The organism is Streptococcus sp. S1, assembly GCF_034137685.1.
GTDB classification, from domain to species: domain Bacteria; phylum Bacillota; class Bacilli; order Lactobacillales; family Streptococcaceae; genus Streptococcus; species Streptococcus dentalis.
The window spans coordinates 1,304,140-1,316,863 of record NZ_CP139418.1; the positions used below are offsets into that span (position 1 = coordinate 1,304,140).

General features: G+C 40.5%; 17 protein-coding genes. All 17 read left to right on the forward strand.

Features of this window, described 5'->3' with window-relative positions:
- Window positions 1-28 precede the first annotated feature (28 nt).
- The 17 genes from uvrB to SM121_RS06435 all read left to right on the forward strand — a co-directional run bounded on the left by uvrB (window position 29) and on the right by SM121_RS06435 (window position 12,696).
- Entirely contained in the window at window positions 29-2,017 is a 1,989-nt protein-coding gene (gene uvrB / locus SM121_RS06355) for an excinuclease ABC subunit UvrB (RefSeq protein WP_320910664.1), read from the forward strand.
- A 15-nt stretch (window positions 2,018-2,032) separates the two neighbouring features.
- Complete coding sequence (locus SM121_RS06360) at window positions 2,033-2,530, forward strand: GNAT family N-acetyltransferase (RefSeq protein WP_320910665.1); 498 nt, start codon at window positions 2,033-2,035, stop codon at window positions 2,528-2,530.
- Between the two features lie 93 nt (window positions 2,531-2,623).
- Window positions 2,624-3,247 carry an NAD(P)H-dependent oxidoreductase gene (locus SM121_RS06365; RefSeq protein ID WP_320910666.1) on the forward strand — a complete coding sequence of 208 codons (624 nt, stop codon included), beginning with the start codon at window positions 2,624-2,626 and terminating at the stop codon, window positions 3,245-3,247.
- 514 nt (window positions 3,248-3,761) lie between these two features.
- Window positions 3,762-4,196 carry a hypothetical protein gene (locus tag SM121_RS06370; RefSeq protein WP_003001615.1) on the forward strand — a complete coding sequence of 145 codons (435 nt, stop codon included), beginning with the start codon at window positions 3,762-3,764 and terminating at the stop codon, window positions 4,194-4,196.
- A gap of 26 nt (window positions 4,197-4,222) precedes the next feature.
- A complete protein-coding gene (locus tag SM121_RS06375) occupies window positions 4,223-4,435 on the forward strand; it encodes a hypothetical protein (RefSeq protein ID WP_320910667.1) in 213 nt (70 codons plus the stop codon).
- A 495-nt stretch (window positions 4,436-4,930) separates the two neighbouring features.
- Window positions 4,931-5,506 carry a hypothetical protein gene (locus tag SM121_RS06380; protein ID WP_151378835.1) on the forward strand — a complete coding sequence of 192 codons (576 nt, stop codon included), beginning with the start codon at window positions 4,931-4,933 and terminating at the stop codon, window positions 5,504-5,506.
- Window positions 5,507-5,775: 269 nt separating this feature from the next.
- On the forward strand, window positions 5,776-6,009 hold the full coding sequence (locus SM121_RS06385) for a hypothetical protein (protein WP_320910668.1): 234 nt from the start codon (window positions 5,776-5,778) through the stop codon (window positions 6,007-6,009).
- A gap of 11 nt (window positions 6,010-6,020) precedes the next feature.
- On the forward strand, window positions 6,021-6,488 hold the full coding sequence (locus SM121_RS06390; RefSeq protein ID WP_320910669.1) for an 8-oxo-dGTP diphosphatase: 468 nt from the start codon (window positions 6,021-6,023) through the stop codon (window positions 6,486-6,488).
- Window positions 6,489-6,642: 154 nt separating this feature from the next.
- Window positions 6,643-6,783 (forward strand): hypothetical protein, encoded by a 141-nt coding sequence (locus tag SM121_RS06395; RefSeq protein ID WP_320910670.1) that lies wholly within the window; start codon window positions 6,643-6,645, stop codon window positions 6,781-6,783.
- Window positions 6,780-7,484 carry an ATP-binding cassette domain-containing protein gene (locus SM121_RS06400; protein ID WP_320910671.1) on the forward strand — a complete coding sequence of 235 codons (705 nt, stop codon included), beginning with the start codon at window positions 6,780-6,782 and terminating at the stop codon, window positions 7,482-7,484. Before SM121_RS06395 ends, SM121_RS06400 begins: the two co-directional genes overlap by 4 nt.
- A 3-nt stretch (window positions 7,485-7,487) precedes the next feature.
- Window positions 7,488-8,585, forward strand: coding sequence for a hypothetical protein (locus SM121_RS06405; RefSeq protein WP_320910672.1), 1,098 nt, complete (start codon window positions 7,488-7,490; stop codon window positions 8,583-8,585).
- 84 nt (window positions 8,586-8,669) lie between these two features.
- Window positions 8,670-9,074, forward strand: a complete 405-nt coding sequence (locus SM121_RS06410) for a PaaI family thioesterase (protein ID WP_003016342.1) — start codon at window positions 8,670-8,672, stop codon at window positions 9,072-9,074.
- Entirely contained in the window at window positions 9,049-9,801 is a 753-nt protein-coding gene (locus tag SM121_RS06415; RefSeq protein WP_320910673.1) for an HAD family hydrolase, read from the forward strand. The genes SM121_RS06410 and SM121_RS06415 overlap by 26 nt, the downstream gene beginning before the upstream one ends.
- Window positions 9,802-9,929: 128 nt before the next feature.
- Window positions 9,930-10,265, forward strand: a complete 336-nt coding sequence (locus SM121_RS06420) for a zinc ribbon domain-containing protein YjdM (RefSeq protein ID WP_003016288.1) — start codon at window positions 9,930-9,932, stop codon at window positions 10,263-10,265.
- Window positions 10,266-10,309: 44 nt separating this feature from the next.
- On the forward strand, window positions 10,310-10,945 hold the full coding sequence (locus SM121_RS06425) for a Pr6Pr family membrane protein (protein WP_045759511.1): 636 nt from the start codon (window positions 10,310-10,312) through the stop codon (window positions 10,943-10,945).
- A gap of 262 nt (window positions 10,946-11,207) precedes the next feature.
- The gene (gene pyrR / locus SM121_RS06430) at window positions 11,208-11,726 is read left to right on the forward strand and encodes a bifunctional pyr operon transcriptional regulator/uracil phosphoribosyltransferase PyrR (RefSeq protein ID WP_003001719.1); all 519 of its coding nucleotides are present in this window, start codon (window positions 11,208-11,210) and stop codon (window positions 11,724-11,726) included.
- A 46-nt stretch (window positions 11,727-11,772) separates the two neighbouring features.
- Window positions 11,773-12,696 carry an aspartate carbamoyltransferase catalytic subunit gene (locus SM121_RS06435; RefSeq protein ID WP_320910674.1) on the forward strand — a complete coding sequence of 308 codons (924 nt, stop codon included), beginning with the start codon at window positions 11,773-11,775 and terminating at the stop codon, window positions 12,694-12,696.
- Window positions 12,697-12,724: the final 28 nt, after the last annotated feature.

Genomic DNA, 12,724 nt, shown 5'->3' on the forward strand with positions numbered 1-12,724 from the left:
TAAGGTCTATATATGTGAGGACAAAGAGATGATTAATCGAGTAACTGATAACAAATTTAAACTAGTATCCAAATACCAACCGTCTGGGGATCAACCGCAGGCCATTGAACAGTTGGTGGATAACATCGAGGGTGGTGAGAAGGCGCAAATCCTGATGGGAGCGACTGGTACGGGGAAGACCTATACTATGAGTCAGGTCATTGCCCAGGTCAATAAGCCGACCCTGGTCATTGCTCACAATAAAACCCTAGCAGGTCAGCTCTATGGGGAGTTCAAGGAATTTTTCCCGGAAAATGCGGTCGAGTACTTCGTATCTTACTATGATTACTACCAGCCAGAAGCCTATGTGCCATCGAGCGATACCTATATCGAAAAAGATAGTTCGGTCAATGATGAAATTGATAAACTACGCCACTCCGCAACATCAGCTTTGTTGGAGCGTAACGATGTCATCGTTGTGGCTTCTGTCTCTTGTATCTATGGTTTGGGTTCGCCGAAGGAATATGCCGATAGCGTGGTGAGTCTGCGTCCAGGTCTGGAGATTTCTCGTGATAAACTGCTGAATGACTTGGTGGATATCCAGTTTGAGCGCAATGATATCGACTTTCAACGGGGGAAATTCCGTGTTCGTGGAGATGTGGTCGAGATTTTCCCAGCTTCGCGTGATGAACATGCCTTCCGGGTGGAGTTTTTCGGGGATGAGATTGAGCGGATTCGGGAGATTGAAGCTTTGACAGGCCAGGTTCTGGGAGATGTGGACCACTTGGCTATTTTCCCAGCCACTCACTTCGTGACCAATGATGACCATATGGAAGTGGCCATCGCCAAGATTCAGGCGGAACTTGAGGAGCAGTTAAAAGTCTTTGAAAAGGAAGGGAAGTTGCTAGAAGCTCAACGCTTGAAACAGCGTACTGAGTACGATATTGAAATGCTAAGGGAGATGGGCTACACCAATGGGGTCGAAAACTACTCCCGTCATATGGATGGCCGGAGTGAAGGAGAGCCTCCTTACACCCTTCTTGACTTCTTCCCAGAAGATTTCCTCATCATGATCGATGAAAGTCACATGACCATGGGACAGATCAAGGGCATGTACAATGGAGACCGTTCCCGCAAGGAGATGCTGGTCAACTATGGTTTCCGTTTGCCGTCTGCCTTAGATAACAGGCCACTGCGTCGGGAGGAGTTTGAAAGCCATGTCCACCAGATCGTTTATGTGTCTGCGACACCAGGTGACTATGAAATGGAACAAACTGATACTGTCATCGAGCAGATCATTCGTCCGACAGGTCTACTCGATCCTGAGGTGGAAGTGCGTCCGACCATGGGTCAAATGGACGATCTCTTGGGTGAGATCAATGCGCGTGTAGAACGTGGAGAGCGGACCTTTGTCACCACCCTGACCAAAAAGATGGCAGAAGACTTGACTGACTACTTTAAAGAAATGGGTGTCAAGGTCAAATACATGCACTCGGATATTAAGACCTTGGAGCGGACGGAGATTATCCGTGATTTGCGTCTGGGCGTTTTTGACGTCTTGGTTGGGATTAACCTTCTTCGGGAAGGGATAGACGTACCGGAAGTCAGCCTAGTTGCTATCCTTGATGCGGATAAGGAAGGTTTCCTACGTAATGAACGTGGCCTCATTCAAACCATTGGACGGGCAGCCCGTAATAGTGAGGGACATGTGATCATGTATGCGGACACCATGACCCAGTCTATGCAAAAAGCCATCGATGAAACCGCCCGCCGTCGTCAGATTCAGATGGCCTATAATGAAGAGCATGGCATTGTGCCACAAACCATCAAGAAGGAAATTCGTGACCTGATCTCTGTTACCAAGGCGGTGGGCAAGGAAGAGGATAAGGAAGTCGATATCACCAGTCTCAATCGACAAGAGCGCAAGGAACTGGTCAAGAAACTGCAAGGCCAAATGCAAGAAGCAGTCGAAGTGCTTGATTTCGAATTGGCAGCACAAATCCGTGATATGATGTTGGAAGTCAAGGCTTTGGATTAAGATAGGATAAAGCGAATGAAGATTATTATTAAAACAATGGAAACTCCTGAAGAGATAGAAGGAAAATCTCTCGTTCATTGGCAAACGTGGAGAGAGGCTTATGACAATCTTTTACCCGCGGAATATCAGGATACGATGACATTAGATAGATGTCGTTTCTTTAGTCAAAAGTATCCAGAAAATACCTTGATTGCGATGGATGGAAAAAAGGTCGTTGGATTTATCAGCTATGGAAATTTTCGTGATGAGGCCATTCAAGCTGGTGAAATCATTGCCTTATATGTTTTAAAAGATTACTATGGAAAAGGTGTGAGTGAACAGTTAATGCATGATGCATTTGCTGCTCTCGATCATTTCTCTGAAATTTATTTATGGGTTTTGAAAGATAATAAGCGAGCCATTGCTTTCTATCAAAAAATGGGTTTTACTTTTGATGGTCAAGAAAAAATACTTGAACTTGGAAAACCTGTTAAGGAGTTGCGGATGATGTGTTCTTCAAATAATAATTCTTAAAGAACGTATCTATCAATCTTTGAATCATTATCAATTAATCAAGTAAAAAAATAAAAGAGATAGAATGAACTAAAGAAATGAAGGAGAAGACGAATGAAAATTCTAGTCATCAATGGACATCCTGATCAAGAAAGTTACTGTCAGGCTATTTTTCAAACCATTGTCGAAACTATTGACTCAAATCGCCACGAGCTTAAAGTGATCAATCTCAATGAAGAGGATTTTGATCCAGTTCTTCGCTACGGCTATCGAAAGCGGATGGAGGAAGATTCCTTTATCCTTCGTTCTCAAGAATGGATCCAGTGGGCGGATCACCTGATCTTTGTCTATCCCATCTGGTGGAGTAGTCTGCCGAGCCTCATGAAGGGCTGGATCGATCGGGTCTTTACACCGGGGATTGCCTACTCGTCCAATGATCAGGGAAGCTTTATCTGGAATTACCTCAGAGGCAAGCAATTCAAGAAGTTACTCAAAGGGAAAACAGCCAGTATTTATGCAACCTCAATGGCTCCTACTTGGTGGTACAAGATCTTTTCAGGCCCTCTCAACATTCCAGATAGTTATGGCATCTCTGTTTTGAAGAATGCTGTCTTGAACCATTGTGGGATTAAAACCAAGCGTGTTTGCATTTTGGGTGAAGTCGGCCGGGATGTGAACACCGCTAGCATGCGGCAACACCATCTCCAAAAGGTAGCAGCAGAAGTGAAGAAACTTTGATCAGAGATGGGTTACTACTGATAAGTTAGTGTCTTTAGTTGTATTTTAATTGGCTTTTGGTTAAACTATTAACATAATCTATAAAATGTAGGAATGATTCCATATGTTTCTTTTTATCTATATGATCTATGTCATTTATTCACTATCAAAAATGAAAAGAGAAGGAAAAAGAGTCTCTATTTTTACGAAGATTGTCGTCTTTGGTTTATTGGTTTTATCATTGATTATGATGTATTTCAGGATTTTGGCATTTTTATTTTCCCCTTTGCCATTTTTTGGTTTTCTAGCCTCTCTTGTTCTTGGTAGTATGATGTTATCTCTCAAACTAGTTATTGCCCTTGCATTACTATTGTTGTCACTAAGTCTATTCTTAGACAGCAAAAAAAGTGATCCAGATGCGCCCCTAATTGATCATTGGCTACGGTTGGCAGTCCATGTACTCTTGATCATTATCTAAGATAAGAAGATTATTGGTTTTTTAAGCTTTGAACCAATGTTTACATAGGAGAGGTCAATGATGGGAAAGTATTTGTACCTGTTTAGGATTGTGTATCTTATTCTTTTACTTTTCGTGTTTGCCAACTTCCTTTTAGAATTGTTTGGCTACGCATTTACGCCACTTCTTTGGAATCCCTGGCTGTATCTAGGAGCAGTGACGGCATTTAGTCACATCTGGTATCGCTTCTATCGAACTCACACAGTCAATTGGAAGAATGTAGTGGGGCTACTGTTTAGTTTCTTTGCTAGCCTGATCCTAGTATTATTCATTGTGTTTTTCTTTAGTTTTGATGGTCATGGTTCGGTAACGATTCACTCGGAATATTATTTAAAAGAGAAGTCAATTGTCTTTCAAAGAGGCTCCCTTTTAGATGCCTTTGATGAATACCATGAGCTGGTGAATCCCTTTGTCATGAAAAAAGAAATAGAGAAGAAAGTATATATTGATTAATTGTTACCATCATAGAAAGGAAGTTTATGTCACGTAAAACGTCTACTATATTGACCAACTTATGTATGGTCGAAGATCTTGAAAATGGGAAAGTCGTCCTTTCGTCTTTATTTTCACTTGACTCAGCTTATATCTGGTTTCCTATTGTCATCTACCTTCTAGTCTTGATGTTAACTTTGGCAATCTTCTTTCTCTCTAAAGGTTCAAAAAAAGGAATAGATGATAATGAAGATGAGTAGACAAATGAAGTACAAGACAAAAGAAAAGTCTTCTTGGACTAAGAGGTTTTCTCTTTGGATGGAAAGGCACCGAAGGATTGGTCAACTCCTGGATACGAGTGTGTTATTTGGATCTTTGTATGTATCATTTCTTGCCGCCCCTTTCATTGGTTATCAACTCCCAAGCTTAAACTATCTTTCTCCCTTAAGCTTCAATCTTTTCTTTCTGATCTTCTCAACCTATTGCCTTGTCTTTCATTCTGGAAGTGATACACTTCAGAAATGGCGTTACTTTTCATGGATATTTATTGGTTTCAATGGTTCTCTTTTTCCTTTTCATCTCTTGGTAGGACTGAATTGGCTAGGACGTCGTAAGTCAACGAATTTCCCTCCTATAATTTCTATGGATCCGGCCTATGTCTGGATTCCTATTGTAAGTTATCTATTTTTCTTTTTCTTAGGGCTGGGCATTCTGCTTTTGGTTATACGGATAGAAAAGAGAAGAAGGAGGCGTAAATGGAACGAAAGATTAAGAAACGAATGAAAAAGAAAGTCACGGCACAGAAAAAATCAAAAAAATACCATAAACTAAATCGAAAAATGAGCTGGCTAGATAAAGTAAAATTATGGTTGCTACAGCATTCAAAAATAGCTTTTCTATTAGATAGTAGTATATTTTTTTTATCAGCTTTTGGGATACTCTATTTCTTGCTTGGGACAACTTTTGTTCCAAAACCCTATCAAAACTTTTATTATGTCTTTCCACTTTATATGAATCTTGTATTCTTAGTGAACATGCTTTATCACGGTGTTTTTAGAGATACTTTTGATGGAATGCTTACAGTACAAGATTTTGCAGATCCATTCTTGTACCTAAATGGAGTAGGTTTTCTGTTTCATTTGTTTTTTGGAATAATGGGTCGAAATAGAAAGAGTATTCCTCCCCTGCTAACTCTAGACCACCACTATATCTGGTTTCCTATTCTTACCTATGTAATCTTCTTTCTTGTGGCTATGTTGATAATTTTAATTTCCAAGCATCTTGATAATAAAAAGAGAGAAGAAGAAAATGGTTTAAATCCACACAAATGAAAAATAATCAAAGAAAATCAAATACAAAAAAGAATCTATCAAGGAGAGAAAGTTTTCAGCTCTGGCTAGATTCTCATAAAATTATAGGCTTTTTCCTGATCCTTGATCTCATCTTAGGAATAGGAATAGGTATCAATCTTATTTTTAATAGTCTTCCTATTCCGTCGCCCTATAGAGATATCAATTATAGTTTTCCATTATATATAAATCTTTTTTGTCTGGTGTATCGATTATTTGACTATTGGTTCCTAGACTTTTCTAGGACAAGGATGACAATAAAAAGATATGCAGATTTATTTATTTATCTTAATAGTATCGGTTTAGTGGTCCATCTCTTTATCGGGGTTGGTGGGAAAAATAGTAAAGGGATTTTGCCATCCCTCTTATCCCTAGATCACCGTTACATTTGGTTTCCTATAGCAACCTATCTGGTCTTTTTTACTGTACCTGCTTTAATGGTTTTGTTTATGAAATATATTGAAACAAAAAGGAATAAATCATAGAAAGGAAGTTTATGTCACGTACAACGCCTACTATATTGTGCAATCTTTGCATGGTCGAAGATCTTGAAAATGGGAAGGTGGTCCTTCAATTCCGCTCACCTGAAAAGACTCACTGGGCTGGCTATGCTTTTCCAGGTGGCCATATCGAAGAAGGAGAAAGCCTTGTAGAATCCGTCATTCGTGAAATCTACGAAGAGACAGGACTTACAATTACAAATCCAAAACTGGTCGCAGTCAAAGACTGGCCACAAGATGAGGGCGGCCGCTACATCGTCTTTTGCTACAAAGCGACAGAATATACAGGCCAGCTAAGATCGTCTGATGAAGGAGAAGTTTCTTGGGTTAAGAAAGACCAATTAGAAAAGTTGGATTTATCCTACGACATGCTTCCTCTGCTGGAAGTGATGGAAGACCCAGATTTGTCCGAGTACTATTATCGTAAACGGACAGATGATGATTGGGAAAAATTAAGATTCTAAGCAAAGAGCTAGAGGTATCTAGCTTTTTTTGCTTGTAAGGTAAAAGAAGTAAGAATATTCCATTCGTGCTTGAATCTGCTCAGAAAAAGTACTATAGTATAAGCATAAAATACAATTGTAATCTTTCATACTGTGAATAGAAAGAAGGCAAGATATGAAATTACAATTTAGAATCCTGATAGGAATTTGCTTCTTGATCGGTGCCTTAGTCTTTGCCTTTCAAAAGGAATGGTCGTACGCTTTGCTGTTGCTCTTAGTTGGGGTTTCATACCTTTATAAAGGAGTGCGTCGATGAAGAGTGATTGTTTAAACATCAAGGGGCTAAACGTTTGGTATAAAAAAGACAAGCCCATTATAAAAGACACGAATTTGCTTGTACCCAATCATTCTGTAGTAGGGTTGATTGGTCGAAATGGAGCAGGGAAGACAACCTTGCTAAAAGCTTTAAGTAGTGTTTTTGATCATCGGCAGTATGCAGTTGAGTCTGTTACCATAGAAGACAAAGCGACCTCTTTTCATACGAATTTCTATAAGAGCCGTACCTATACAGTTTTTACTGAAAACAATAGTTTTTTAAACTGGGATTTTGTTCACTATTTTAATTTTGTCTGTCGTTTGTATCATCGAAAGAGAAATGAAACGTTATTGCAGGACTTGATTTCAGGCTTTCATTTTGAAGAATTTCTTAATACCGATATCGGTAGTTTGTCAACGGGAAACAAGAAGAAAGTCTTCTTGATCACAGCTTTTTATCTCAAACCTACCCTCCTTATTTTGGACGAACCATTTGATGGCCTTGATTTTGATGCGACAGAATTTCTATATGGTTTGCTATTGCAGTATAAAGAAGAAGGCTCTATTCTGATGAGTTCGCATATCGCAGAGAGTATCGTTCGGGTGTGTGATACAGCTTATTCTATTGAAGATGGTCACATAGACGCGATCGAATCGAATTTAGAAGATTGGTTTCATGACGTCAATCGTCAGAGGGGGTAGAGCATGCTACTAGCAATTTTTAGAGATTTGGTATCCAAAAATCGTCTCTTCTTGTTCTTGACTTCCTTAGCTTTTGCTCTTTATTACCATCTTGTTGGAGCAAAATTTTCTACGAGCTTTCAAGTCTTGCTGATCAGTACGGCTATTGTTACTGCTCTATCGACCTTTCAGTTGCTCTATTCCTACTTTTCGATGGACAGGGTCCAGGCCTACTACCAGCTTCCTTTGTCTCTCAATCGTTTCAAAGGTTCTTTTCTAACGGTAACCTTTCTTCTCAATTTACTAGAGCGCGTGCTGTTATTGATCCTCTTTTTAGGAGTCAGGTTAGACCTGCTACAATCCTTTAAGCTTGTCCTCCTTTCTTTACTGGTGGTATTAAGTGTGTTTTATGTCTTTATCCAGTTCAATACAAGGCCTAGTTTTCTAGGAGGAGTGCTCATTTCTGTAACGACTGTTCTTACAGGATCTTCTTTATGGGTCCAACAAGTGTCCTATATGATCTTACTTTCAGCCTTCATTGCTATCTTTATTTTTAAAAATGAGGACTTGATCGCGATTTCAAAAAATGATCAGCTGCTCGTTTCAAAGAGAAGAAGTAGCAATTATTTTTGGATTTCCTTATTTCAAGAGCGCTATTTTTCCATCAATTTTGTCTTTACTCTCATCTTCCTCCTTCTCATTCTGATACAGGATTATGATGCTCCTTTAAAAATCATCATCCTGTTAACGATTGCTTCTGTCAATACGCCATTAACTACTCTCATTTCCGCTGATAAAGATTTGATCGATCATGTTAAGTCTCTTCCTAAGAGTCGGTTCTTTTACTTGATGTATTACCGTGTATTGCTGACTTATTTCCTATCTGTCAATCTATTTGTTGCTCTGTTATTAAAAATGGTGGTTATGCCTGACTTGGGGATCCTATTTTTACTAGGAGTGATGATTCTAGCAGTAGTGGAAGCTGTTTTGCACTTACTGATTGAAATCTATTTCCCTTTAAGAAAATGGAATTTAAAGAGAGAATGTTGGAAGCACCCAAGAAAATATATTGTGCCTAGTATCGTCTTCTTACTTAGTTGGAGTCTCCTCTTCTGCTTCTAAGGAATTGCCCCTTTGCTTGTATCTGCTTCTTAATTGTAGTATGATAGAGGAGTTGAAAAGATGCTAGAAAAGGTGGCAAGTAATATGAAAGATTTTCACTTTGATGCAATTGCTGCATTTGAAAATTACGAAATCGAAAAGATGAGAGATGGCCATGTGGTGGTGACAACCAAGGTCGTGGAATCATCGCTCAATTATTATGGAAATGCGCATGGAGGCTATCTCTTTACCCTGTGTGACCAAGTCAGTGGTTTGGTCGTGGTTTCTCAAGGTGTCGATGGGGTGACCTTGCAATCCTCGATCAATTACTTGAAAGCAGGACGTCTGGGTGATGTCCTTACGATCCATGGCGAATGTGTCCACAGTGGACGGACGACTCGAGTTGTGGATGTCGATATTACCAATCAAGACGGGGCCAATGTCTGCAAGGCAACCTTTACGATGTTTGTTACGGGAGTGAGAGATGAATCCGCACAAGTACGCATTTAAAAACTATATTTTTGATTTTTATGGAACCTTGGTCGACATCGAAACGGATGAGTCGAGTCCCATTTTATGGGATACCATGGCTCAGATTTACCAATCCTACGGGGCAAGCTATACAGGAGAAGGCTTGCGACTGCGTTATAGAGAGCTGGTGCAACAAGCCGAAGAAGACTTGGCTAAGGAAAAACAAGTTGCCTACCCAGAGATTGATCTGACGGTCATCTTTGTGCAATTGTATTTAGAAGGTCATCCAAGTGGGAATAGTGTTGCCCATCTCAAAGAGTGGGGACGTTTGATTGCGCGGACTTTCCGTGTCCTTTCTCGAAAGCGGTTGGAGCTTTATCCTCATACGAAAGAAGTATTAGAGGATATGAAAGCTGCAGGTTGTCGAATCTTTCTCTTATCCAATGCCCAAGCAGATTTTACCAATCCGGAGATTGATTTGGTTGGTTTGAGAGAACTTTTCCATGCCATTTACTTGTCGTCTGATGCAGGTATTCGCAAACCTCAGCCAGAGTTTCTCTTGGAAGTGATGAAAGAACACCAGTTGAACCCTGAAAAAACGGTCATGGTGGGGAATGACTTTACGACAGATGTCGCTGTTGCCCAAAGTGTCGGGATGGAGAGTATCTTGATTAATACCTTCCCCTACTCTGATGCTGAACTGCGCGAGAAGAATCAAGCAGGCGTGCGCGTGATTCGAGATATTCAAGAATTGCAGGAAGATTGAAAAATATCATCCAAGTAGGGAGGCCAAGTCGCCTCCTTTTTTCATGAAAATGCTACAGTCGAGCAGGATTTGTCAAATTTTCGCTTTCATGGTATACTATGAAAGTTAATTTGAATAAGGAGATAAAAATGAATAACTTACCAAACTGTCCAAAATGTAACTCTGAATACGTCTATGAAGATGGAGCGCTCTTGGTGTGCCCAGAGTGTGCGTATGAATGGAACCCAGCTGAGGTCGAAGAAGAAGAGGGTGTCGTAGCGATTGACGCCAACGGAAACAAATTGGCTGATGGCGATACAGTGACTTTGATCAAAGATTTGAAAGTTAAGGGTGCACCGAAAGATTTGAAACAAGGGACGCGCGTGAAAAACATCCGTATCGTTGAAGGAGACCACAACATCGATTGTAAGATTGATGGCTTCGGTGCAATGAAACTCAAATCAGAATTTGTGAAGAAGATTTAAAGAAAAGAAGAAGGGCCTAGCCCCTTTTCTTTCAGGAGAATACTATGAAATTCAAATTATTATTTAGCTATCGTTTTCTATTGTTTATCTTAAGTGTTATTGGTGTTTATCTGCAACTCACAAAGCATGGTGGCTTTGGCATGATGCTCTATTACACCATTTTATCTAACATGTTGGTCATGTTCTTTATGGGAGACATGGTTTGGCGCATGGTTCGAGGGCGTTCGACCCAGACTCAGGGCTACCTTCGTATGAAAGGCGCAGTTACCATGTCCATTATGATCACCTGTGTCATCTACCACTTTATGTTGGCGCCTCTGGCGACTCCTGAGAAGTTTTATCGTTTGGAAAACTTCCTCTGTCATTACATCGTTCCTTTGATGTTCTTCTTTGATACCCTAGTGATTGATAAAGCCAAGCAATACCGAAAGCTCGATCCCTTCTTTTGGACTTTGATTCCACTGGCTTACATGCTCTTTGCCCTTCTCAATGGATTGGTCTTGAAGTGGCCAATTCCAGGTGCAAAAGATAGTCCCTTTGCCTATTTCTTTATCAATGTTAATAAATACGGCTGGGCTTTTGTGGGCAAATGGGTGGTGATCATCTTTATCGCCTACCTCTTGGCTGGCTATGTGCTCTATGGGATCAAAAATATCAAGCGAAAATCGGCTGTTTCTTAGTAAAAACCGAACATTATTCAGACGAAAAGTCATGTTTTTAAATTTTTTTGAAAAAAGTTGAGTTTTTTCTTGCATGTCATTTGAAACTGTGATATAGTTATCTCAATTAAATAAATCCTTTAATCCTGTCCCGTGAGGCAGGCAAGGAGACTGTGAAAAACAATGGCTAGGACCATAGGGCGAGACTCTATCCTCTTAGACCATTCATTTGCTGAACCTCCTTGAAAAAGGAGGTTTTTCTTTTACAACTAAGGAGGACTGAATGAAAACCAAAGAAGTCGTTGATGATTTGACGATGAAACGGGCCATTACCCGCATCACCTACGAAATCATTGAACGAAACAAAGATTTAAGCCAGATTGTGCTGGTGGGGATCAAGACGCGTGGTGTTTACATTGCTCGACGGATCCAAGAACGCCTCTCTCAGCTGGAACAAATTGATGTCCCTGTAGCAGAACTAGATACCAAGCCTTTCCGAGATGACATGAAGGCGACAGAAGATACGACGGTTTTACCAGTTGATATCGCTCATAGAGAAGTCATTTTGATCGATGACGTCCTCTATACAGGTCGCACGATTCGCGCTGCCATTGACAATCTGGTCAGTCACGGTCGTCCTGCTCGAGTAAGTCTTGCGGTTCTAGTTGACCGTGGGCATCGGGAGTTGCCGATTCGTCCGGACTTTGTTGGGAAAAATATCCCGACAAGTAAGTCAGAGGAAATCATTGTCGAGATGGTGGAGCTAGACGGCCAAGACCGCGTCCTCATCAAAGAAGCTTAAACAAATTGTAAACTATTTGCATTCACATTTTAAAAGGAGAATCAACATGTCTGAAAATCAAATCGCTCTTAAAAACCTTGTCTCAATGGAAACTCTTACCAATGAAGAAGTAATGGCACTGATCAAACGTGGGATTGAGTTCAAAAACGGAGCTAAAGCATCCTACGAAGATCAACACATCATCTCAAACCTTTTCTTTGAACCTTCAACTCGTACCCACAAAGCCTTTGAAGTGGCAGAGTTGAAATTGGGATGTGATCTCCTTGACTTTGATGTGAAGACAAGTTCTGTGAACAAAGGGGAAACACTTTACGATACAATTTTGACCATGTCAGCTCTTGGAGTAGATGTCTGTGTCATCCGTCACCCTGAAGTGGACTACTACAAAGAATTGGTTGAAAGCCCGACGATCACAGCCTCTATCGTCAATGGTGGGGACGGTTCAGGTCAACACCCAAGCCAAAGCTTGCTTGATTTGATGACCATTTACCAAGAATTCGGTCACTTTGATGACTTGAAAGTTTGTATCGCTGGGGACTTGGATCATTCACGTGTGGCAAAATCAAATATGCAAATCTTGAAACGTTTGGGAGCAACCCTTTACTTTGCAGGTCCAGACGAATGGAGAAGTGCGGAATTTGAAGACTATGGAAGTTTCGTCACTATCGATGAAGTCATTGAAGAAGTAGATGTGATGATGTTCTTGCGTGTGCAACACGAACGTCATGATTACGAATCACTCTTCTCTAAAGAAAACTACCACCGTCTTCATGGCTTGACTCAAGAACGTTATGACCGTATGAAAGATACAGCGATCCTGATGCACCCAGCACCAGTCAACCGTGACGTTGAAATTGCGGACCACTTGGTAGAAGCTCCTAAATCACGTATCGTAGAACAAATGACCAACGGTGTCTTTGTCCGTATGGCCATCATTGAAGCCGTCCTTAAAGGTCGCGGAGCTAAATAAGATAACTGACAATTCATTGAAAGGAAAG

Bases quoted from the DNA above. Each gene is read 5' to 3' on its own strand.
- uvrB (WP_320910664.1), top strand. From the start codon at position 29: ATGATTAATCGAGTAACTGATAACAAATTTAAACTAGTATCCAAATAC.
- SM121_RS06360 (WP_320910665.1), top strand. From the start codon at position 2,033: ATGAAGATTATTATTAAAACAATGGAAACTCCTGAAGAGATAGAAGGA.
- SM121_RS06365 (WP_320910666.1), top strand. From the start codon at position 2,624: ATGAAAATTCTAGTCATCAATGGACATCCTGATCAAGAAAGTTACTGT.
- SM121_RS06370 (WP_003001615.1), top strand. From the start codon at position 3,762: ATGATGGGAAAGTATTTGTACCTGTTTAGGATTGTGTATCTTATTCTT.
- SM121_RS06375 (WP_320910667.1), top strand. From the start codon at position 4,223: ATGTCACGTAAAACGTCTACTATATTGACCAACTTATGTATGGTCGAA.
- SM121_RS06380 (WP_151378835.1), top strand. From the start codon at position 4,931: ATGGAACGAAAGATTAAGAAACGAATGAAAAAGAAAGTCACGGCACAG.
- SM121_RS06385 (WP_320910668.1), top strand. From the start codon at position 5,776: ATGACAATAAAAAGATATGCAGATTTATTTATTTATCTTAATAGTATC.
- SM121_RS06390 (WP_320910669.1), top strand. From the start codon at position 6,021: ATGTCACGTACAACGCCTACTATATTGTGCAATCTTTGCATGGTCGAA.
- SM121_RS06395 (WP_320910670.1), top strand. From the start codon at position 6,643: ATGAAATTACAATTTAGAATCCTGATAGGAATTTGCTTCTTGATCGGT.
- SM121_RS06400 (WP_320910671.1), top strand. From the start codon at position 6,780: ATGAAGAGTGATTGTTTAAACATCAAGGGGCTAAACGTTTGGTATAAA.
- SM121_RS06405 (WP_320910672.1), top strand. From the start codon at position 7,488: ATGCTACTAGCAATTTTTAGAGATTTGGTATCCAAAAATCGTCTCTTC.
- SM121_RS06410 (WP_003016342.1), top strand. From the start codon at position 8,670: ATGAAAGATTTTCACTTTGATGCAATTGCTGCATTTGAAAATTACGAA.
- SM121_RS06415 (WP_320910673.1), top strand. From the start codon at position 9,049: ATGAATCCGCACAAGTACGCATTTAAAAACTATATTTTTGATTTTTAT.
- SM121_RS06420 (WP_003016288.1), top strand. From the start codon at position 9,930: ATGAATAACTTACCAAACTGTCCAAAATGTAACTCTGAATACGTCTAT.
- SM121_RS06425 (WP_045759511.1), top strand. From the start codon at position 10,310: ATGAAATTCAAATTATTATTTAGCTATCGTTTTCTATTGTTTATCTTA.
- pyrR (WP_003001719.1), top strand. From the start codon at position 11,208: ATGAAAACCAAAGAAGTCGTTGATGATTTGACGATGAAACGGGCCATT.
- SM121_RS06435 (WP_320910674.1), top strand. From the start codon at position 11,773: ATGTCTGAAAATCAAATCGCTCTTAAAAACCTTGTCTCAATGGAAACT.